The organism is Celeribacter litoreus (assembly GCF_020165855.1).
Lineage (GTDB): Bacteria > Pseudomonadota > Alphaproteobacteria > Rhodobacterales > Rhodobacteraceae > Celeribacter > Celeribacter litoreus.
Genome location: NZ_JAIUFY010000014.1, coordinates 1 through 21,453 on the forward strand (window position 1 = coordinate 1; position 21,453 = coordinate 21,453).

General features: G+C 59.4%; 23 protein-coding genes. 12 read left to right on the top strand and 11 right to left on the bottom strand.

Translation table 11 applies throughout. The features are described 5' to 3' along the window. Window positions 1-116: 116 nt before the first annotated feature. Window positions 117-347 (bottom strand): hypothetical protein, encoded by a 231-nt coding sequence (locus tag LA304_RS13590; protein ID WP_224503710.1) that lies wholly within the window; start codon window positions 345-347, stop codon window positions 117-119. A 636-nt stretch (window positions 348-983) separates the two neighbouring features. Between LA304_RS13590 and LA304_RS13595 the strand changes: the two genes are divergently transcribed. Beyond that, on the top strand, window positions 984-1,310 hold the full coding sequence (locus LA304_RS13595; protein ID WP_224503711.1) for a hypothetical protein: 327 nt from the start codon (window positions 984-986) through the stop codon (window positions 1,308-1,310). 351 nt (window positions 1,311-1,661) lie between these two features. On the opposite strand, the gene LA304_RS13600 is transcribed toward LA304_RS13595, so the two are convergent. The 5 genes from LA304_RS13600 to LA304_RS13620 form a co-directional block, all read right to left on the bottom strand. Beyond that, complete coding sequence (locus LA304_RS13600) at window positions 1,662-2,561, bottom strand: LysR substrate-binding domain-containing protein (protein ID WP_224503712.1); 900 nt, start codon at window positions 2,559-2,561, stop codon at window positions 1,662-1,664. 22 nt (window positions 2,562-2,583) lie between these two features. Continuing rightward, complete coding sequence (locus tag LA304_RS13605; protein ID WP_224503713.1) at window positions 2,584-3,432, bottom strand: alpha/beta fold hydrolase; 849 nt, start codon at window positions 3,430-3,432, stop codon at window positions 2,584-2,586. After that, window positions 3,429-3,821, bottom strand: coding sequence for a hypothetical protein (locus LA304_RS13610; RefSeq protein ID WP_224503714.1), 393 nt, complete (start codon window positions 3,819-3,821; stop codon window positions 3,429-3,431). Before LA304_RS13610 ends, LA304_RS13605 begins: the two co-directional genes overlap by 4 nt. Window positions 3,822-3,833: 12 nt before the next feature. Continuing rightward, on the bottom strand, window positions 3,834-5,021 hold the full coding sequence (locus tag LA304_RS13615; RefSeq protein WP_224503715.1) for a muconate/chloromuconate family cycloisomerase: 1,188 nt from the start codon (window positions 5,019-5,021) through the stop codon (window positions 3,834-3,836). Between the two features lie 99 nt (window positions 5,022-5,120). Beyond that, window positions 5,121-5,990, bottom strand: a complete 870-nt coding sequence (locus LA304_RS13620; RefSeq protein WP_224503716.1) for a dioxygenase family protein — start codon at window positions 5,988-5,990, stop codon at window positions 5,121-5,123. Between the two features lie 252 nt (window positions 5,991-6,242). Here LA304_RS13620 and mnmH point away from each other — a divergent pair, with 252 nt between their 5' ends. Then, window positions 6,243-7,292 carry a tRNA 2-selenouridine(34) synthase MnmH gene (gene mnmH / locus LA304_RS13625; RefSeq protein WP_224503717.1) on the top strand — a complete coding sequence of 350 codons (1,050 nt, stop codon included), beginning with the start codon at window positions 6,243-6,245 and terminating at the stop codon, window positions 7,290-7,292. On the opposite strand, the gene selD is transcribed toward mnmH, so the two are convergent. After that, complete coding sequence (gene selD / locus LA304_RS13630) at window positions 7,289-9,472, bottom strand: selenide, water dikinase SelD (RefSeq protein WP_224503718.1); 2,184 nt, start codon at window positions 9,470-9,472, stop codon at window positions 7,289-7,291. The two genes, mnmH and selD, sit on opposite strands and share 4 nt — an antisense overlap. A gap of 123 nt (window positions 9,473-9,595) precedes the next feature. On the opposite strand from selD, the gene LA304_RS13635 reads away from it, so the two are divergent. Next, entirely contained in the window at window positions 9,596-10,834 is a 1,239-nt protein-coding gene (locus LA304_RS13635; RefSeq protein ID WP_224503719.1) for a glycerate kinase type-2 family protein, read from the top strand. A gap of 8 nt (window positions 10,835-10,842) precedes the next feature. Here LA304_RS13635 and LA304_RS13640 read toward each other — a convergent pair whose 3' ends face one another. From LA304_RS13640 to LA304_RS13655, 4 genes are all read right to left on the bottom strand, one after another. Then, complete coding sequence (locus LA304_RS13640; RefSeq protein WP_224503720.1) at window positions 10,843-11,907, bottom strand: YeeE/YedE family protein; 1,065 nt, start codon at window positions 11,905-11,907, stop codon at window positions 10,843-10,845. Between the two features lie 38 nt (window positions 11,908-11,945). Beyond that, complete coding sequence (locus tag LA304_RS13645; protein ID WP_224504244.1) at window positions 11,946-12,278, bottom strand: ArsR/SmtB family transcription factor; 333 nt, start codon at window positions 12,276-12,278, stop codon at window positions 11,946-11,948. Between the two features lie 87 nt (window positions 12,279-12,365). Next, a complete protein-coding gene (locus tag LA304_RS13650) occupies window positions 12,366-12,866 on the bottom strand; it encodes a GlcG/HbpS family heme-binding protein (RefSeq protein WP_224503721.1) in 501 nt (166 codons plus the stop codon). Between the two features lie 13 nt (window positions 12,867-12,879). Next, window positions 12,880-13,278 (bottom strand): thioredoxin domain-containing protein, encoded by a 399-nt coding sequence (locus LA304_RS13655; RefSeq protein WP_224503722.1) that lies wholly within the window; start codon window positions 13,276-13,278, stop codon window positions 12,880-12,882. A 162-nt stretch (window positions 13,279-13,440) separates the two neighbouring features. On the opposite strand from LA304_RS13655, the gene LA304_RS13660 reads away from it, so the two are divergent. From LA304_RS13660 to LA304_RS13700, 9 genes are all read left to right on the top strand, one after another. Further along, entirely contained in the window at window positions 13,441-14,196 is a 756-nt protein-coding gene (locus LA304_RS13660) for a cytochrome c biogenesis CcdA family protein (protein WP_224503723.1), read from the top strand. Window position 14,197: 1 nt separating this feature from the next. Next, a complete protein-coding gene (locus LA304_RS13665) occupies window positions 14,198-14,794 on the top strand; it encodes a thioredoxin family protein (RefSeq protein WP_224503724.1) in 597 nt (198 codons plus the stop codon). 184 nt (window positions 14,795-14,978) lie between these two features. Beyond that, window positions 14,979-15,455 (top strand): sulfur oxidation c-type cytochrome SoxX, encoded by a 477-nt coding sequence (gene soxX, locus LA304_RS13670; protein ID WP_224503725.1) that lies wholly within the window; start codon window positions 14,979-14,981, stop codon window positions 15,453-15,455. A 35-nt stretch (window positions 15,456-15,490) separates the two neighbouring features. Further along, window positions 15,491-15,907 (top strand): thiosulfate oxidation carrier protein SoxY, encoded by a 417-nt coding sequence (soxY, locus tag LA304_RS13675; protein WP_224503726.1) that lies wholly within the window; start codon window positions 15,491-15,493, stop codon window positions 15,905-15,907. A gap of 35 nt (window positions 15,908-15,942) precedes the next feature. Further along, a complete protein-coding gene (gene soxZ, locus LA304_RS13680) occupies window positions 15,943-16,272 on the top strand; it encodes a thiosulfate oxidation carrier complex protein SoxZ (protein ID WP_224503727.1) in 330 nt (109 codons plus the stop codon). Window positions 16,273-16,334: 62 nt separating this feature from the next. Next, the gene (gene soxA, locus LA304_RS13685) at window positions 16,335-17,189 is read left to right on the top strand and encodes a sulfur oxidation c-type cytochrome SoxA (protein WP_224503728.1); all 855 of its coding nucleotides are present in this window, start codon (window positions 16,335-16,337) and stop codon (window positions 17,187-17,189) included. 115 nt (window positions 17,190-17,304) lie between these two features. Beyond that, window positions 17,305-19,002, top strand: coding sequence for a thiosulfohydrolase SoxB (gene soxB / locus LA304_RS13690; protein ID WP_224503729.1), 1,698 nt, complete (start codon window positions 17,305-17,307; stop codon window positions 19,000-19,002). 64 nt (window positions 19,003-19,066) lie between these two features. Continuing rightward, window positions 19,067-20,362: a sulfite dehydrogenase gene (gene soxC / locus LA304_RS13695; RefSeq protein WP_224503730.1), complete on the top strand. Its 1,296-nt coding sequence runs from the start codon at window positions 19,067-19,069 to the stop codon at window positions 20,360-20,362. Beyond that, a complete protein-coding gene (locus tag LA304_RS13700; RefSeq protein WP_224503731.1) occupies window positions 20,343-21,410 on the top strand; it encodes a c-type cytochrome in 1,068 nt (355 codons plus the stop codon). Before soxC ends, LA304_RS13700 begins: the two co-directional genes overlap by 20 nt. Window positions 21,411-21,453: the final 43 nt, after the last annotated feature.

Here is a 21,453-nt window from a genome sequence, read left to right on the forward strand (position 1 = left end):
CTTCGGTCGCTTGTTTGCCATAGCTGGTCCTCCATTTCCTAAACATAGGGGTGGACCCGTTCAAATGGGGAGGCTCAGCAAGCCTTGAGTATCACCGACCATTTTGACAGGAAGGTCTATTCTTCCGAGTGGTTTAATGTTTTCCCTAAACATGTTTCCGAAGCGGGAGCGCCTATCGAAAACGGCACTCTCTTCCAGTATTGCGACAACCCAGCAAAGCAACGCATCGAACGAAACAAGATTTCTGCATAATTTGCATGTGGGCGTATGTTCGTGTCGACCTCAGTCTCGGCTTTAATTGTTCTGGCTTTCATTCTGGCGATGATCGAGATGGTGTGGTCGCTCATGCCCGACACTTCTTCTATTTCCCGTCCAGCCCCCCCACAAGAAGTCCCGAACGGAAGCTGTACGCTCATGGTGCAGCGCCAACCTTTTGTTCGAGTGGCGATTGTGGGGCGATGAATGATGGGTGAGCTAAGTGCCCCTTACGACAGGTCTAGCGTCGACCTCCCTCTTTCGGTCGTGACGAGGTTGAGGAGTTGAGGCGGCTGAATAAGTTCCACCATCAGCATAGCGCGATATCCTCGTTCCCGATTCAGTGGCTTTTGAACTAGCTGCGTTCCCCAGCGACCAGCTCTGGTTGCTCTTCTATAAATACTGATGACGCATTTTGGCGCGGGGATGTCCTCCCATTCACCGCCCCCTCATCCTGTCACCTGTCGCCTCGCTTCTCGCCGGGGGTTCTCAACGGGTGGGCTTGTCTGTGCCTCGAGGGGAAAACCTCAAGGAACTTCACAATGGATCACAGCATCTGCCTTCTTTGCGGGGCGCACTTTCCGTTTCGCAGCAACAAGCGCTTCTGTTCAGCGACATGCCGTAAACTCAGCTCGCAGGACAAAGCTCGCACAAGAACTCCAGCTAACGCGCAACATAGTCGTTGGGTCCAGAGAGACCAACTGGAAACCTTCGACCTAGCCATGAGAATGGCTGAACGGCTGTACACGATGCCGCCAGGTCAACGACTTGGTTACCTAAATGATATTGTCGATCTCGCTAGAAGCGGGGTGTCACCGCGCACCCGAAAGGTTTTGACGATGCCCGCCTTGCTCAAGCCAGATGCCACGAGACGCAGCCTGTTCTGGAGAAACAGCCCCAAAACCCACTTGACCATATCACAAGCAGCAAATCGCTTTTGCTGGCGGGTCTGGAACGCCAGTGTCAAAGATGTTGTCAGGGGTATCGCTCCGGAACCTCCAACGGGAGAGGTTTGCGATAAGGAACAGATCGAAGCGTCATACGGCAAATTTTAACCTCAAAAATCTGAGCGGCTTACCACTATTGTTACGTCTGGAGCTTCCCCCCGCAGGGGGGGCGCTCTCGCTTGGCTGGGCAGGGTCTTAGCCCAGCGCTGAACATGAGGGGTCTGTGTGCGTCTGTCAGGCGATCAGCAGAGGCTTGAGCTGCAGCTAGCACCGTAGACCATACCGTAGACCAGATGGTGCCTGTTGACCTGGGCGGGCTGTCGCTGATACCCCATGTTTTACTGGAGTTACCAGCTGAGGCGGTGCCTGTAACGGGAAGCCAACTAAACAGCCCACCGTGTGGGGCACCATTTCTCACCACTAAAAAAATGCAAGAACCGCGCTTGGCTATGGCTGAGGTCAATAGTTCGCTGCGGTTTTTACGAACTTCTGCAAGAGGCTGAAGAAGTTCAACACGTGCGGTTTCTGGTTGTCGGAGCGGGCGTGGACGGTGAGGGTCGTGCCGGGATTGTATCCTGCGTATTTGCGGTAGGTGACGCCTGATTTTGGCGAGTGGGACACGCTTTCGGGGACCAATGCGACACCTACGCCGACGGATACCATCGAGATTGCGGTTTGGAAGTCTTGGACGAAAATCTGTTCGCTCGGGGTGAAGCCTTCCTCGGCGCAGACGCCGAGAACGTGGTCTGCAAAGGAGGGCCGCGGGCGGCGCGGGTAGAGGAGGAAGGTTTCCTCTGCGATCTCCTTCAACTGCAACGGGTCCGCGCGGCGTGCCGCAGTCGAGCCATCCGGGACCGCGACGATCAGCGGCTCCTGATGAAGCACCACAGAACGAAAGGCATCACCCCCGAGGCGCGGTCGCGCGACCGCAATGTCGATTTCACGCTGGATCAGGGCGCGTTCGAGTTCGGCGTTGTTCATGGACGACAGCGCCAGATCGACGTTCGGATAATGCGAGCGGTAAGACTTGATGAGATTGGGCAGGGGGCCGTAGGTGGCTGTGCCGACAAAGGCGACGCGCAGACGTCCTGCACCGCCTTGGCCGATGAGCGTGGCCTCGCGATAGGCGCTGTCGAGGTCAGCGAGGATTTCGCGGGCGCGATCCAGTAGCACTTCGCCCGCATCGGTCAGTTGCACCTGATTGCGCGCGCGGTCAAAGAGTTTGACGCCAAGCTGGTCTTCGAGGATGGCAATTTGGCGCGAGAGCGGCGGTTGCGCCATATCGAGACGCGCGGCGGCGCGGCCGAAGTGGAGTTCTTCGGCCACGGCGATAAAGTATTTCAGGCGTTTGAATTCCAAACACGGACCTCCGGCCCGCCCCTTAGTCCATCTTGGACAGAGCCTCGACAAAATGCGGGCGGAAGGTGGCGGGGTTTTCGCTCATCGGAAAGTGCCCGATCCCGTCCATCACGGCAAGAGTGGCGCCGGGGATTTGATCCGCTGTGCGCTTGGCATCCTCCGGTGTGCAGGTCATGTCGTAGGTGCCGACCATGATGTGCACAGGGGTCTTCGAGGTGTCGATGCCGCCGAGCTTGCCGACGAGGCTGTCGTCCTTGGTGTAGAAGTTCAGGTCCCCACGGAACACGCCCGGACCTGACTGCATGAACATCCACTGGGTGTTCCAACGCTCCGCTCGCGGAGATTGCGGGGCGATGTTTGCACTCACGAGCGCCGCGCCCATTTCGCCGCCGTGGGCGTCGGGGCGGTGGAACCAATCGATGTCATACCATGCAGGTTGGAAATCGGACGCCTCGATCGCGATGAAGCCTTTGAACGGTTCCGGATTGTTCAGCGCGAGTTGGAGCGCAATACGCCCGCCCATGGAACAACCGGCATAGATCGGGTTCTCAAGCCCCATGGCCTCAACGAATTTCAGGACGGTTTCGACGTATACTTCGGTTGTGAGGAGGTATTCTTCTTCTTCAAACCCTTCGGGGGGAAGAGATTTGCCATGCCATGGAAGGTCCGGCGCGATGAAGCGATACTGCGACGTCAGTTCCGCATCGTTGAGGATGTGACGCCACTGGCGATTGTCTGCGCCTGCGGTGTGGAAACAGATGACAGGCTGACCCTGTCCGGCTTCCTCGACATAAATACGATAGCTGCGGCCTGCGACCTCGATGGTCAGGTAGCGGCCGATGATGGGTTCGAATGCGGTCGGAGCGTTCATTGCACGGCCTCCTTCTTGCGGCCCAAGGCCATGAATTCTTTGAAATACCGGAGGTTTTTCACGAGCGCGAGGATATCCCCGTCGATCCGGCCACGGCCCGTTTTCACAAAGCCGAAAATGTCGTGATAGAAGGCTTCGGGGATCGGTTCCCAGAACTTCTCAAGGGACGCGCTGTCCACACGCAGCGCAAAGCGCCACGGGGTTTGACGGCTCGGGCCCTCGGTCACCTTTTCGAGCAGACCACGGTGGAATGTCAGGTAGAACTCGTTGCCGTCGACTTCGATCAGCACGGTTTCGCTAAACAGCGCGCCGAGGCGCAAAAGGTGGGGGCGACGGGAGAGTTGGTCGCCCATGTCTTCAAACCGGGCGCGCAGGTTGGCCACATCCATGAGTGGTTTCCTTTAGTCTTTGATTTCGTAGCGGTCGAGGCGGTCCGGATCGGGCGTGATGCCGAGTCCCGGTCCCTCGGGAAGATGGACGCGGAAATTCTCGTAGACGAGGCCCTCACGGGTCAGGTCTTCGACGAGGATCTTCGGTCCGAAATGTTCGGTGCCCCATTCGAGCGCCGGAAGCGTCGAGAAGGCATGGAGGTGGGCGGATGCGCCGATGGAGCTCTCCAACAGGCAGCCACCGTAAAGCTGCACGCCAGCGGCACGGGCAATCCCTGCGACCTGTTTAAGCTGGTGAACGCCACCGTGTTTGCAGAGTTTGAGCGAGATCACGGAGCCTGCAGCCTTCGCGCACCCGTCGAAAGCCTCGGCGGGGGTGAACACGCCTTCGTCCATCATGATCGGGATCGCGGAACGCTGTGCGACACGCGCCATTCCTGCCATCTGATCCGCAGGGAGGGGTTGCTCGATGAGGCTCACGCCGAGGTCTTCAAGGCGCGGCAGGTAGCGGATGCAGTCCGCCTCCGACCAGCCCTGGTTCACATCGGCGATGATGTCGGTGCCTGCAGGCAGCGCCTTTTGCAGGGCGGCGAGGCGGCCGAGATCGGTCGCGGGGTCAGCAAAGCCGAGTTTGATCTTGAAGCGGTTGAACCATCCCTTCTCGATCATGCCTTGAGCTTCTTCGACCTCTTGAGCCGCGTCACCGGAGGCAAGCGCCCAGATTGCGGAGAAGGACTGATGTTGCGCGCCGCCCAAAAGGACATGCGCCGGCACGCCGAGCGTCTTGCCCGTCGCATCCAGCAGCGCCATGTCGACGGCGGATTTCGCGGAGTTGTTGCGTTTGCACGCGCCTGCCATGAGTTTGGCGGCACGCTCCAGCTCGCACGCCGGATGGCCGATGAGGGCAGGGGCGATATAGGCGTCGATATTGGCTTTCATCGCCTCGACGCTTTCTTCGGCCCAGCGCGGACCTCCGAGGGTTGATCCTTCGCCATAGCCCACCACACCATTTTCCAGCGTCACTTCGACGAAGATATACCCCTGATGGTTCACGGAGGTGTTGGAGAGCTTGTGCTTGCGGCGGGTCGGCGCGGCGATGATGCGGGCGGAAATCGACCGGATGGCTGTCTCTGCCTGCAGCGATGCGAAACCGGCATCTTCCGGAGAGATGAGCGTGGATGTGGCTGGGGCAATGGACATAACGGGCGTCTTTCGTATCCGGCGATGGGTGCGTCTGAACCGTCAGGCGCGAAATAGGAATAAGACGGGGCCAATGCTAGCCCCGTCATGTGGGAGAGATCACTCTGCGGCGATGCTCTCGACCAGTGCGTTGTCACGGATGACGAAATCAAAAGACATGACCAGATCGGTGTCAGCGCCTTCCGGTGCTGCTTTCAGTTCGCCGATGAGGTCCTCTTTCACGGCAAACACGCTATCGTTGTCGAGGTATTCGGTTTCGCTGTCGTAGATCTGGGAAATCAGCGTTTTGTAGCCGTCTTTCATGATCATGAAGTGGATATGGCCCGGGCGCCATGGGTGGTGACCCATGTAGTTCAGGAGTTCGCCAGCCGCACCGTCATACGGGATCGGGTAGGGGACCGGACGGATTGCGACAAAGGAATATTCGCCGTTCTCGTCGGTTTCGAAACGGCCGCGCAGGTTGTAGTCCGGCTGATCCGGGTCCTGCTGTTCGTAGAGACCGTTCGGCGCATCTTCCCAAACGTCCATGATCACGCCCGGAACCGGATTGCCCTGCGTGTCGCAGATGGTGCCAGAGACGCGGACGGTTTGCTGGCCTTCGAAATCCTTCTGGATGATCGATGCGCCTTTCGGCAGGACCGGCGGGTTTTCGCGGTAGAACGGCCCGAGCACCGTGGTGACGGTTTCGCCGTGGGTAGGTTTCTTGTCTAGCATATCGGCGAGCACTTCGACGCCGATGATGTCGGAAATCAGAATGAACTCGTTACGAGCGTCGCTGGAAATCTCACCGGCGCGGCGCATCCACTCCATGGCTTCGAGCCATTCATCATAGGTCAGGTTGACCTCTTTCATGAACTCGTGAACGTGCTTGAGTGCGGCCACCATAATCTCACGGTTGCGGGCAGGGATGCCCTCTTCCATGGAATTGATGACGGCATCGGTGATGTTTTCGATCGTAATGTTTCGCATGACGTCTCCTCCCGTCTGTAACTTTCGATCCCTATTTGCGAGGAACTTGCCCTTCTCTCAATGCTCGCGCGGATATCCGATGATACCTTTCAGGTATCAAGCTTTTATTCATCATGTTTTTCAAGTCATTGTAAGTGTGCTGTCAGTTTGCCTTTTTCTCTTTGATTTCCTAGAGCGGTGCGTCTGAGACGCAAATCTCTCTCCATGGAAATCAGACTGTTCCCCGTGCGCGTTCGGCGTTAGAAATTTGGCATGAGCATAGCATTTTCTTCCGCCTCCGACCTATTGGGCTCTTCCTTTGACACGATCATCGACGTGCGCGCCCCCGCTGAATTCGCGGAGGACCACGTGCCGGGGGCAATTAACTTGCCTGTTCTCGACGACGAAGAACGTGCGCGGGTCGGAACGATTTATGTGCAGGAGTCGCCATTCCTCGCCCGAAAAATTGGTGCAGCCCTCGTCGCCCGCAATTCCGCAAAGCATATCGAAGAGCGATTGTTCGAGAAGGAAGGCGGCTGGCGCCCGTTGGTCTATTGCTGGCGTGGAGGGCAGCGGTCCAATTCCTTTGCTTCGATCCTCAAACAGATCGGCTGGCGGGTAGAGGTGCTCGACGGCGGGTACAAATCGTGGCGAAAGCTCGTGATCGGGATGCTGCACGAGACGCCCCTGCCGCATCGGTTTGTCCTGCTCGACGGCAACACAGGCACGGCCAAGACAGACATTCTCGCACGCGTGGCGGAGCGCGGTGGGCAGGTGCTTGATCTCGAAGGGTTGGCCAACCATCGCGGGTCCATCTTCGGGCCGATGGGGGCACAACCGGCGCAGAAGGGATTTGAGAGCCGCTTGGCCGAAGCGCTCGTCAACCTCGATCCCGCGCGTCCGGTGCTCGTGGAGGCGGAAAGCTCAAAGATCGGCGACATTTCCCTGCCGTCGTCTGTCTGGGCCGCGATGTGTGCCGCGCCTCGGATTAAGGTGCACGCGCATCTAAGCGCGCGGGCGGCGTTCCTTGCGGAGGCTTATGCCGATCTCGTGGAGGACCGCGCGGTCATGGAGGCGCGATTGCATCAACTCGTGTCTTTGCAAGGACATGCCCGCGTCGAGGCGTGGATCGATATGGCCAAGCGCGGCGATTACATCGACCTCGCAGGCGCTCTGATGGCCTACCACTATGACCCGCGCTACGAAAAATCCCGCGCGCGCCACGCGCCGGAATTCATCGCGGACTTTGATCTTTGCGACATGGGTGAGGCGGCGCGCGATGACGTGGCGAGCCGGATCGTGACACGATTGGCTGAGCTTTAACTGAGGACGCGGAGCGAAACCGGCCCTTCGGTGATTTCCCCGATGATTGCGGCCTCGTAGCCTGCCTCGCGCAACGCCGTCAGACATTTCTCCGCCCGCATCGGTGAGACAGCGGCCAGTAGCCCGCCAGCGGTCTGCGGATCGAACAGAAGATCGGACAAGGCACTGTCCGGCCCCTCATACTCCGCCGCATAGGCACGGTTCGCTGGGAAGATGGTCGACCGCACGCCCTGCTTCGAGAGTTCCAAGGCCCCCGAAAGCACCGGCACTTTCGACAGGTGAATCTCTGCCCCGACGTCGGATCGGCGGCACATGCCGAGCAAGTGGCCGGCGAGGCCGAACCCTGTCACATCCGTCATCGCGTGCGCGTTCTCCAAGATGCGGGACGCCTCGCCAGAGCTTTGCGACATGGAGGCGTATGTTGTCACCATATCCCGACCGTCGGCCTTCATTTCCATCTCCGCCGCGAGCATCACACCCGTCCCAATCGGCTTCGTCAGGATGAGCTGGTCGCCCGCCCGTGCGCCTTTGAGCGTGATGGGCTGACCAATCAGACCCGTGACGGTGAACCCGATGGAAAACTCTGCCCCCATGGCTGTATGCCCGCCGATGATCTCCGCGCCCGCGTCCTCGAACGTGTCCCGCGCGGTTTCCATGATCTCGGTGAGCCACGCTTCCTGAAGCGGTTCGGTCATTTTGGGCAGCGTGACTGTGGCGAGGGCCGATTGAGGCGCACCGCCCATGGCCCAGATATCACCGAGCGCATGGAGCGCCGTGATCCGCGTCATGAGCACAGGGTCTTCGACGAAAGCGCGCAGATGATCTACGGAAGCGACCTGCCACGTGTCGCCGTGGGTCAAAATCGCTGCGTCGTCGCCATCGAGATGAAGAACGTCGGGACGCTCCGGCCCCGGATGGTCTTGCAGAACGCGAGAGAGGATTTCCCCGCCGACCTTCGCTCCGCAGGCGCCACACATCGGCTTTTTGCCCTCTACCTCTTCGCGCAACCCGTCTGCTACGTGCTCGGGCAGGGCGGGGGGCTTCATCGGCGTCAGGTCTTTGAGCTTCGACATGAATTTCCGGTCGATGTGGTCCTTCCAGCGCCACATCAACGGACCGGAAAACCGCACGCCAGCCTTGTCGGCGAGGGCGTCTTGGCCACCGAGGGAGATGAGTTTGAGATAGTCTTTTTGGGGCGTGTAGGTGCGCAAGTGCGCCGATTTGAGACCCTTGCTCAGAACGGCGCGGAGGTTTTCGTAGAGGACAGGCGCTTCGCGGACGGCGTAGACACCCGCCTTCGGGCGTGGCGCATGAGAGAGATAGGCGCAGTCCCCGGCGGCGAAGATGCGCGGATCGGACGATTGGAGATGTTCCGAGACGGTCACAAACCCCTCATGGAGGTCCAATCCTGTTTCTTCGAGCCACTTATAGGGCCGCGCCCCCGCCGCGCCGAGGGTAAACACGCTGGCGATTTCGGAGCCATCTGAGAGGTGCAGTCCGTCCTCCGCGATCTGTGTGACCTCGGTCTGCGGGCGCAAGGTGACGTTCAGATCGGCGAGCGCCTGCAACATCCGGTGCCGCGTCTTGGGCGACATCTCTTTGGCGATCTCGCCGCGGTCGATGAGCGTAATTTCTTTCTCTGGAATGTCGCGGAGACGATGTGCCATCGCCATCGCAAGTTCCGCACCCGCGACGCCACCACCTATGACCGCCATCTTCCGCGGCATAGTCCGCGCTCGAACGGCATCCTGATAGCTGTCCCATGACTGCGCAAAGGCTTCGAGCGGTTTGGCGGCGATCCCGTGCTCGCTAAACCCTTCGAGTTCAGGCATCGCGGAGGTGATGCCGATGTCGATGGAGGCGAAGTCGTAGTAGACCGGCGGATGCCCCTCGATCTGGATCAGCCGTCGGACCCTGTCGATCCCGACCGCGCGACCGAGAATGGCGCGTGCACCTGCGAAACGGGCGAGACGGATGACATCAAGCTCAAGTTCCCCGCGCTCATAGTGCCCTGCCACAAATCCGGGGAGCATGCCGGAGTAGGCGGCGACGGCGCCCGGATTGATGACGGTGACACGCACCCCCGGCAGCGGAGACATCCCCCAGCGCTTTAGCAAAAGCGCATGGCTGTGCCCGCCGCCGATCAGAACCAGTTCGCGTGTCAGGGGAAGCTCATGCATCTCTCGCACCTCTCGCAGATACGGACGGTCATAAATGCCTGCCCGTAAGGCAAAACCTGACCGGAAGTGATCGGAAAGACAAGGGTTCTGGACGCCGCAGGCAGGCCGTGATTACATCGCGCCATGATTCAAAACACCTCCCCGTCATCGGCCCCGTTCGAAACCATGCGTCAGCAGGCGCGTGATATTTTTCTCAAAGGTGTAGAGGCAGCCGACCCCGAAAGGGCCGTTGAAGCCGCCCTCGAAGGAAAGAGGTTTCACGATCCGGTTCTGATCAGTGTCGGCAAGGCGGCGTGTGCGATGGCCGAGGCCGCGATGCGCCATGTGTCTGCCGATCCTGTGATTGTCGTGACGAACTATGAGAACGCGCGCCCCATCGAGGGCGCAGAGGTCCGTGCCGCAGGACACCCCGTGCCAGACGCAGAGGGCGCACGTGCAGCGCTCACGATTGAGGGTATTCTCTCCCATGCGAAGGGCGACGTGATAGCGCTCATCTCTGGTGGTGGCTCCGCGCTCTTGCCCGCGCCGGTCCCTGGGGTGTCTCTTGAGGATAAGGCGGAAGTGAACCGCCTGCTGCTCGCCTCGGGTGCGGATATCGTGACGATGAATCTCGTGCGCCAACAACTGTCGCGCCTCAAAGGTGGCGGTCTGTTGCGGGCGGCTGCGCCTGCGAAGGTGACGGCGCTTTTGCTCTCGGATGTGGTGTCTGACGACCTACGTGCCATTGCGTCCGGTCCGACGGTCTCACCCATCGGCACGCGCGAAGATGCTGCGAAAGTGCTCCAAGATCTCGGCGTTTGGGACAAGCTTCCGCATTCCGTGACCGCGCATCTGTCCCGTCCGCAAGCGGACCTCGGGCCGTTGCCCGAGAGCGAAGTTGAGTTGATCGGGTCGAACAAGCTGTCTGTATCCGCCATGGCAGAGGCCGCGCCGGAGGCCGTCGTCGCGGGTGAGCCGCTCGAAGGTGATGTTGCTGAGGCCGCCGAAGCCGTGATCGCAGCGGCCAAAGAGCCGGGGATTTATCTCTTTGGCGGGGAAACCACTGTGAAGCTCGAAGGCGATGGTATGGGCGGGCGCAATCAGGAATTGGCCCTGCGCGTGGCGCTTTTGGCGGAACAGGCGGGGATCACGGATTACGTGTTTCTCTCTGGTGGCACCGATGGGCGCGATGGTCCGACGGATGCAGCGGGTGGGCTGGTTGATCCGGGAACACTCGATCGGATGCGGTCCGTTGGTCTGTCACCGGAAGAGGTGCTCAAGCGCAACGACAGTTATCACGGTCTACAAGCCGCAGGTGATCTGCTCCAGATTGGGGCAACGGGCACCAATGTGGCGGACCTTCAGGTGATGATCCGCCGCTAAGCGCGCGTTTAGCCTTTCGCCCGCATGAACGAGAAACCGTAAATGAGCTGGTGCAGCCCGAAAGCCGCGCCAGCGACAATGGACGCAATGGTGATCGGGGCCGAGTAGGCGAGCACAGAAAAGGCCGAGAGGCCCTGTCCGACCGTGCAGCCGAAGGCCACGACCGCGCCGATGCCCATAAGGGCCGCGCCGATGATCTGCCGCTTGAGTTCACGTGCGTCTTCGCAGGCTTCCCAGCGGAAATGCCCCTTGATCAGCGACCCGATAGCCGCGCCAGCGAGAACGCCGACGACCGAGCCGACGCCAAAGTTCAGGCTGCTGGCAGAGGACGTCATCAGATAGAAGAGCGTGTCGCCAATGGGGGCCGCGAAGGTGTGGGAGGAGAGGGGTTCCGCCTCGAAACTCGCCTCATAGAGCCAAGCAGTGCCCGCCCAGCCAGACACAATCGCGAGACCGACCGCGACGCCCCAAAACATCATCGCGCGCTTTTTGCGGAACTCTGCGGAGAAGAGCGCGAGCGCGATGAAGGCCACGCCAATTAGGAGGCCAATGGCCGCGACAGGCAGTCCGAGGCTTTCCCCGAGACCATGCGCGAGACCTGGCGTTGCCCCCTCGGACGGAACGGTCGGGAAGAGCGCGACGCGAAGCGCCGCAAGTGGGCCATTCAGGGTGACATAAGTGGACAGGCCCATCACGAGCACGATCACGAAGTTACGAAGGTCCCCGCCGCCGAGCCGCGCCAGCGCGCCAAACCCGCAGTTGCCCGCAAGCGCCATGCCGTAGCCAAAGAGCAGCCCGCCCGTGATTGAGGCCAGAGGATACCATTTCAGGGCGAGGTAGACGGTTCCGGTGGGATCAAAATGGCCGGATCCAATGAGCGCGAAGGTTCCGATCAGGGCTACGCCAAGGGCAAGCGCCCATTGCCGAGCGCGAACGTTAGACCCTTGGTAAAGTGCGTCTTCGATGGCTCCCATAGAGCAAAACCGGCCCAAACGGGCCGCAAGTCCGAGGATCAGTCCGCCAAACAGACCGATCAGGGCCGCAAGCGTCCCTGGTTCCAGAAGTTCGAGCATGCGTCCTCCCTACGCCCGCTGCCATTCTGTGTTTCGAGTTACTCGGAGGTTTTGCCCTCTTTCGGCTCGAAGGAACAGAACATGTCGTAAATCACTTCGAGGATGCGTTTCGGGCGATCGTCCGTCAAGGAGTAGTAGATCGCCTTTCCCTCACGTCTCGGTGTGACGAGACCCTCGAGGCGTAGACGCGCGAGCTGTTGGCTCACCGCAGCCTGACGCGCGGACAGGAGTTCTTCGAGTTCGGTTACCGATTTTTCACCGGTGACCAAATGACACAAAATCATCAGCCGTCCCTCATGGGACAGCGCTTTGAGCAGTTGCGACGCATCGCACGCATTTGCCATCATGACGTCCATGTCTTCGTCGGACATGTTGTCGGAGATGATTGGTAAAGGCGAATTCACGTTGTCCACCTCACTAGTCCTTGTTTTTTCGGCGCCATTCTGGCCGTTACAGTGTCAGAAGGCAATGTCATCCATGATTGCATCAATGCCTGCTTCGGCACAGTCCGCGTCGAGATCGGGGCCGGGGGCGCCGGAGACTCCAATCCCACCTACTATAGAGCCTGATGACTCGATCACAAGTCCGCCGCCAAGTGCAAGTGGTTCTGTGAGTTCCCGAATTCCGGCCATCATCTCTCCGGGCGCCGTCAATTCGCCGAGCGAGAGTGTGTCGGTGCGGAAGGAGACGGCGGTCCAGGCCTTGCGGCGGGCAGTTTCAAAGACATGCAGCCCCGCGAAACGGTCGCGCACATAGGCCTGCGGAATGCCGAAGCGATCAACGACCATGACGCCCACCTGATAGCCCGCGTCACGGCAGCTTTCCATCGCGGCGGTGGCGGCGGTGAGGGCGACTTCGGGTTTGAGAACCTTGAAGGTCACAAAGGCCCCGTCGTCCTGCGCGAGCGCGGGCGGCGCAACGAGGCAGGCGCATAGCGCCATGATTTTAAAAGACTTCATTCAGTTTCCTCCCTTAATTTGTGATCGGTACGGCGGGCGTCTCCTCCACGATAAACCCGGCCTTGTCGCGCAGTGTCACAGTCAGCATGGCCCAGAAAAGTTCGTCACCAGCATAGCCTTCGATCCGTCCGATTTCCTCGCCCTCATCGACCAGAACAAAGGTCGGCGTGAAGATCACCGGTCCTTTGAATGTGAGGTCTTCGGGCATCGGGGCGCCCAGATCAATGTGTCGGAGCGGGGCAAATGCGCCCTCGGGTGTCTTCGGGTAAATCGGTCCGATTTCAGCTTCCCAGCGGGCGCAATACACGCAGCCTTTTCGCTCGACCATCACGAGTTCCATGGCCGCGGCAGGCAGAATAGCGGTGAAAAACACCGGCAAGATGGTGATCAGAACTGGTAAAATTCTTAGCATCATTTTGCATACCGATTGACCTGCGCATTACAATAAACATAATTTGAATATGTGAATGACTCAAGCCGCTACGTATTTCGGTGGTGGACGACACGGTCTCAACGGGCGCGGGAGACGCCTGATCGGGTCACGGAAACGGGTCGTTCCGCTTGGGAGGACTATATGCTCGACGTGACGTTTCTATCGGCCCTTTTGGGCGGACTTGTGGTGTTTTTCTCACCCTGCATTCTGCCGATTGTGCCGTTCTACCTTTCTTACATGGCGGGCACGTCGATGTCCGAAATCAACGCGGACGGAGAACTCGCACCCGGCGCGCGCAAGCGCGCGGTGCTGTCGTCCATTATGTTTTCATTGGGAATTATCACCGTCTTCGTGTTGCTCGGTGCTGCGGCCTTTTCGCTCAGTCAGGCGTTTCGGAGCCATCAGGATCTCTTTCGGATTGCCTCCGCCGCGATTGTGTTTGTGCTTGGTCTTCACTTCCTTGGCGTGATCCGCATCGGGTTTCTCAATCGCCAGTTCCAGATGCAGGGCGGGGATACGTCGAACATGACGATCTGGTCGTCCTATCTGGTGGGGCTTGCCTTTGCCGCCGGATGGACGCCCTGCGTGGGGGGTGTGCTCGTCGGGGTCGTGATGATGGCCTCGAACGAGGCGACGGCGACCCGTGGTCTCATCCTGATGATTCTCTTCGGGATCGGCATGACGGCGCCCTTTGTGGTCGCCGCGATCTTCATCCGGCCTTTCCTCAAATTTGCCGCCAAGTTCCGGCGGCACCTGCCGAAGGTCGAAAAGCTTATGGGGGTGTTCCTCATCCTCTTCGCGATTTTGATCATCACAAACTCGGTGAATGTGATCGCGGCCTGGATGCTCGAAACATTCCCCGCCTTCACGAAAATCGGTTCAAACGGGAGTCTCTGACATGTTGAAACTTGCACGACGGACAATTCTGGCACTTGGCCTTTCCGCGTTTGCCTTTCCGGCCCTCGCGGTCGAGATGGGGGATGACGGGCTGCACAAGACACCGTGGCAGCGCGATACGTTCAAAGACCTGCGTGAGGACCTCGAGGAGGCGAACGCGGAGGGCAAGCGCCTATTGGTGATGATCGAGCAGCGCGGATGCATCTACTGCACCAAGATGCATGAGGAGATCTATCCCGATCCGGAGATCACACAGATGATCGAAGACAACTTCTTCGTCATCCAGATTAACATGTTTGGAGACGTCGAGGTGACCGACTTTGACGGCGAATCCTTGCCCGAAAAAGAGATGGTTCAAAAGTGGGGCGCTCTGTTCACGCCTACGAATATGTTCTTCCCTGAAGAGGTGCCTGACGACATTTCTGCACAGCAAGCGGCGGTCGCCGTAGTGCCCGGTGCCTTCGGTCGGCTGACTACGTACAACATGATGCAATGGGTGCTCGATCATGGGTATGAGGGGGATGAGCCCTTCCAGAAATACCATGCGCGTCAGGTGTTTAAGCAGCAGGAGAGCGGGTCTCTTGCGGTCTCCGACTAAGGTCGAATTTGCACTTTCTGCGCCTGCACAATTCGGTCGATTTCATGCGGCAATGCAGAAAAATTCGATTATATGAATTTGTATCTTGCCATGCGTCAATTCGGCACGCTACGGTATGCATCAAGAACAACGCAGATATGCGGATTTCGAAGAGCACAGACCTTTTCAGTCTTAGGGAGGAGACATGAAACGTATCGCAATCAGCTTTGCCGCGCTCGCGCTCGGCACCGTTGCAGCCCAGGCGGAAATCGCCGCAGGTGACGTTCAGTTTGACGATTACGGGGCCGTCGAGATGTCACTCACCGGCGCGCCGGGAGACCCTGAACAGGGCCGCGTGATCATGACGACGAAGTCCATGGGCAACTGCGTGTCCTGCCACGCGGCAGACGCCTACGCAGACGTCCCGTTCCACGGCGAGGTTGGCCCCTGGCTCGATGGGGCAGGCGACCGTTGGTCCGAAGCGGAACTTCGTGGCCTCGTGGTGAACGCAAAAATGACGTTCGAGGGAACAGTGATGCCGGCGTTCTACAAAGTCGACGGGTTCACCCGTCCAGGAGACGCCTACACGGGCAAGGCCGCACCGGCCGATCTGCCGCCGATCCTGTCGGCCCAGCAGGTCGAGGATGTGGTCGCCTATCTGATGACACTGAAAGACGACTGATCGTCTTTGTAACACTCTAATCTGAGGAGCATTTCATGAAACTCACACGACGTGACGCTCTGGCGCTCGGTCTCGGGGCAACGGCTGCTTCGCTTCTGCCGTTCCGTGCCTCGGCTGCCGCCGATGACGCAATCGCCGCTTTCACAGGTGGCATGGAAGCTGGCGAAGGCGGGATCACTCTCACCGCGCCGGAAATCGCCGAAAACGGCAACACGGTTCCGATCTCTGTGGACGCACCGGGCGCAGTGGCCATTGCAGTCTATGCAGCTGGCAACCCGACACCGGGGGTTGCGACCTTCAACTTCGGTCCGCTCGCCGGCAGCCAGTCCGCCTCGACCCGCATCCGTCTCGCTGGCACGCAGGATGTGGTTGCGGTCGCAAAGATGGCCGACGGCTCTTTCGTCAAAACATCCTCGACCGTGAAGGTCACCATCGGCGGCTGCGGCGGCTGATCCACACCAACGACTTCAATTAGGAGACAAACACAATGGCATCTGGTGTCAAACCCCGCGTTAAGGTCCCGAAGTCGGCTGCTGCTGGCGACGTGATCACGATCAAAACCCTGATTTCCCATCCTATGGAATCCGGCCAGCGCAAAGATGGCGACGGCAACATCATCCCGCGCTCGATCATCAACCGCTTCACTTGCGAGTTTAACGGCGAGCTTGTGATCGACGTGACCCTCGAGGCCGCGATTTCCACGAACCCGTACTTCGAGTTCGAGTCGATGGTGCCCGAAGCAGGTGACTTCAAGTTCACCTGGTACGATGACGACGGCTCCGTCTACGAGGAAACGAAAGCCATCGCCATCGGCTGACCAAGGTCGCGCACGCCCCTCGAGAGGAGAGGGGCGTGGGCAACACCCAGGGAGGAAAATGCATGAAATTCAAATACACGCACAGCGCAGCGGCGGTTCTGCTGGCCATCGGCCTCGCATCGCCAGCGATGGCTGACGAAGAGGCAGAACTCGTCATCAATGACGAGATCGAGATTGTCACAAAGACAACGGCCCCTGCCCATCTTGACGGTCATCTCGACGAGATTCTGTCCGGCTGGCGCTTCCGTTCTGACGACACACAGGCCATGCAGATGGATGACTTCGATAACCCGGCGATGCTGGGGGCCGAAGCTGGTATGGAGCTGTTTGAAACGGCTTGGGGTAGTGAGGGCAAATCCTGTGCGGACTGCCACACAGATCTCGAGAGCCTCTCGCACGTGCGTCCGACCTATCCGAAATGGAATGAGGGCGCAGGCGAAGTCCGCACGATGCAGATGCAGATCAATGACTGTCTCACGGGGCGCATGGGCGCTGAAGCAGAGAAATATGACAGCAACAACATGCTGAACCTCGAGGCGGCGCTGTCTTCTGTGGCGCGTGGTCTTCCGGTGAATGTAGCGATTGATGGTCCGGCGGCTGAGACATGGGAAAAGGGTAAAGAGATTTACTACACCCGTTTCGGCCAGCTCGAACTGTCCTGCGCGAACTGCCATGAGCAGAACTACGGAAACATGATCCGTGCCGACCACCTGTCCCAAGGCCAGATCAACGGCTTTCCTGCCTACCGTCTGAAAAATGCCAAACTCAACGGTGTCCAAGGTCGCTTCAAAGGTTGTGTGCGTGACACGCGTGCCGAGACGTTCTCTCCGGGTTCGCCCGAGTTCATCGCGCTCGAACTCTATGTCGCGTCCCGCGGCAATGGTCTTTCGATCGAAGGTCCGTCGGTTCGTAACTGATCTGATTGGACGGCCCCGCTTGCTGGCGTGAGCGGGGCTTTCCTCCCTCCAATATATTCAATTTTGCGCATGGGATCGTTCGACGGTTCGTGCGGCAGACAGTGGAGTAGCATGTATGCTCAATCGTCGTGATTTCCTTCAGGTCTCAATGGCCGCTTCCGCCCTCGTCGGGGCGTCCGGTTTCGGAAACTGGGCCCGTCTCGCCGCCCAACAGGCCCTCACTCAGGACCAACTTCTCGAGTTTGATACCTTTGGAAACGTCTCCCTGATCCACGTGACGGACATCCATGCCCAGCTCAAGCCGATCTATTTCCGTGAGCCGTCGATCAACCTCGGGGTAGGGGAGAACAAGGGCGCGGTGCCGCACGTGACCGGAGCGGACTTCCGCAAGCTCTACGGCGTTGAGGACGGGTCCCCCTATCACTACGCTCTGTCCTCTGGCGACTTCTCAGCGCTTGGCAAAGCCTATGGCAAGGTCGGCGGTCTCGACCGTGTGGCAACTGTGATCAACTCGATCCGCGCGGCGCGTCCGGATGCTCTGCTCCTCGATGGTGGTGACACATGGCACGGCTCCTACACCTGCTACCACACTGAAGGGCAGGACATGGTCAATGTCATGAACGCGCTCAAGCCGGATGCGATGACCTTCCACTGGGAATTCACCCTCGGGTCCGACCGTGTGCGTGAGGTCGTCGCTGAGCTGCCGTTTGCCGCTCTGGGTGCGAACATCTTTGACGCGGAGTGGGATGAACCGGCCGAAGATTTCGAACCCTACAAGTTCTTCGAGCGTGGCGGCGTGAAGATTGCCGTTATTGGTCAAGCCTTCCCCTACATGCCGATTGCAAACCCCGGCTGGATGTTCCCTGAATACTCCTTCGGTATCCGCACCGAGCGGATGCAGGAAGTCGTAGACGAAGTGCGCGGCATGGGTGCGGAACTCGTGGTTCTGCTGTCCCACAATGGCTTCGACGTGGACAAGAAAATGGCATCCCTCGTCACGGGGATCGACGTCGTTCTGTCCGGCCACACCCACGATGCGCTGCCGGAACCGGTTCTCGTTGGTGACACGATCATCATCGCTTCCGGCTCCAACGGCAAGTTCGTGTCCCGCGTCGATCTCGACGTGCGCGATGGTCGCATGATGGGCTTCCGCCACAAATTGATCCCGATCTTCTCCGACGTGATCGAGCCGGACAAAGAGGTTGCAGCCCTGATTGATGAGCAGCGCGCGCCCTATGTGGACGCGATGTCCGAAGTCATCGGAGAAACCGACAGCCTTCTCTACCGCCGCGGTAACTTCAACGGCACATGGGATGACCTGATCTGTGACGCGCTTCTCAGTGAGCGTGAGGCCGATATCGCCATGTCTCCGGGCGTGCGCTGGGGCCCGAGTCTTCTGCCGGGGGACAAGATCACCCGCGAGGACATCTGGAACGCGACCTCTATGACTTATGGCAAGGCCTATCGCTCCGAGATGACCGGTGAGTTCATCCACACCATCATGGAAGACGTGGCCGACAACATCTTCAACCCTGACCCCTATTACCAACAGGGTGGAGACATGGTGCGCATGGGTGGTCTCGGCTACCGCATCGACATCACCAAGCCGCAGGGCGAGCGGATTTCCGAACTGACCCTTCTGAAAACGGGCGAGAAACTCGATCCCGCAAAATCCTACACCGTCGCGGGCTGGGCCTCTGTGAATGAGGACACCGAGGGGCCGCAAATTTGGGATGTCGTTGAAGACCACATCCGCACGCAAGGCACCGTCACCGTCAATCCGAACACCTCTGTCGAGGTCGTCGGCGCCTGATCCAACGCAATATGATTTGGGCCGCACGGCCCGCAACGCACAACCTCAAAAGGGAGACACGAGAATGAGTGACACCCCCAATGACATCACCGGAGAAGGCCCGTCCCGCCGCGCGTTTTTGCGCGGGGCTGCGGCCACAGGTGTGGGTCTGGCAGCAACCGGCGCGTCGGCGCAATCGGGTCCTGATCCGCTGATCACCGAGAAACAGGATTGGGCCATGGGCCTCGGCGATGGTGTCGATGCGACGCCTTATGGTCTGCCGATCAAATTCGAGGAAGACGTGATCCGCCGCAACGTGCCGTGGCTCACCGCCGATCCGATCTCGTCGATCAACTTCACGCCGATCCATGCGCTCGACGGGACGATCACGCCGCAGGGCTGTGCCTTTGAACGCCACCACTCCGGCGCAATCGAGTTGAAGAAAGAAGACTACCGCCTGATGATCAACGGTCTCGTGGATCAGCCGCTCGTCTTCTCTTACGAAGATCTCGAACGCTTCCCGCGTGTAAACAAGACCTTCTTCCTCGAATGTGCGGCGAACACCGGCATGGAATGGGCAGGTGCCCAGCTCAATGGCTCGCAGTTCACCCACGGGATGATCCACAATATGGAATACACCGGCGTGACGCTGCGCACCCTTCTCGAAGAGGCAGGCCTCGACGCGGCGGGCGATCTGTCGGACAAATGGGTCTATGTCGAAGGTGCGGATGCGTCCTCCAATGGTCGCTCCATCCCGATGGAGAAGGCCCTCGACGATTGTATGATCGCCTTCAAAGCCAATGGCGAAGCGCTGCGTATGGAGCATGGCTATCCGGTGCGCCTCGTCGTTCCGGGATGGGAAGGCAACATGTGGGTCAAATGGCTCCGCCGCATCGAAGTGACGGCGCAGGCCATCGAGTCCCGTGAAGAGACGTCAAAATACACCGACACGCTCGCCGACGGCACTTCGCGCAAATGGACGTGGGTGATGGATGCGAAATCCGTTGTGACCTCTCCGAGCCCGCAAATGCCGATCAAGCACGGCAAAGGCCCGCTCGTCATTACTGGCCTCGCATGGTCCGGTCGCGGCGCGATCACCGGTGTTGATGTCTCCAAAGACGGCGGCAAGACGTGGGAGAAAGCCCGTCTCGCAAACCCGGGTCAGCCGATGGCCCTCACGCGGTTCTATCTCGACACCACGTGGGACGGCGAAGAGATGCTGCTCCAGAGCCGTGCGCACGATGAGACGGGCTATGTTCAGCCGACCAAAGCGCAGCTGCGCGAGGTCCGCGGCGAGAACTCCGTCTATCACAACAACTGTATCCAGACATGGCATGTCAAAACCAACGGGGAGGCAGAGAATGTCGAAGTTTCTTCCTAAACTCATGACGGCGACGGCTCTCGTCGCGACCTTCTCCGTGCCGGCCTTCGCCGAAGGCTTCGGTCTCGGACGAGCGGCTCTGCCTGAAGAGATCGCAGCGTGGAACCTCGACATTTCTCCGAATGGCGACGGTCTTCCGGTCGGGTCCGGCTCTGTCGAAGACGGCGAAATGATCTTTTCCGAGAACTGTGCAGTCTGTCACGGTGAATTCGCGGAAGGCGCTGGTAACTGGCCCAAGCTCGCCGGTGGTGACGGGACTCTCGCGGACAAAGACCCGCTCAAGACGGTCGGGTCCTACTGGCCTTACCTTTCGACGGTTTACGACTATGTCCGCCGCTCCATGCCATTCGGCGCCGCGCAAACCATGTCGGACGACGATGTCTACGCGATCACGGCCTATATCCTCTATTCGAACTATCTCGTCGAAGACGACTTTGTGCTCTCCAACGAGAACTTCCTCGATGTGGAAATGCCGAACGCAGAGGGTTTCATTGTCGATGATCGGGCGGAAACCGAATACACGATCTTCACGGAGGCCAACGCCTGCTACGAGAACTGTAAGGAAAACGTTGAAATCACGAAGCGTGCGACGGTTCTCGATGTGACGCCGGAGGAAGAGACCGCCGAGGCCGAACCTGCAATGGAAGAGCCTGTTGAAATGGCAGCGGCAGAGGAGGCTCCTGCCCCCGAGCCGATGGAGGAAGCGCCGATGGCAGCGTCTTTCGATGCGGCATTGGCGGCAGAGGGCGAAAACGTCTTCAAGAAGTGTAAAGCCTGTCACCAGGTCGGTGAAGACGCGAAGAACAAGACGGGTCCGGTTCTCAATGGCGTCTACGGCGCGCCGGTCGCCCATGTGGACGGGTTCAAATACTCCAATGACCTGCTCGACGCGAATGCGTCCGGTGTGGTCTGGGATGACGCGCATCTGGCAGAGTTCATCGCGAAGCCGAAAGGCGTCTACAAAAAGACCAAGATGTCCTTTGCCGGTCTGCGCAAAGAAGAGGACGTCACAGCGGTCATTGAATATCTGAAATCAGTCTCTCAGTAAGGTGGGGACTGGGAAGGGCGTCCCTCGGGGCGCCCTTTTTATG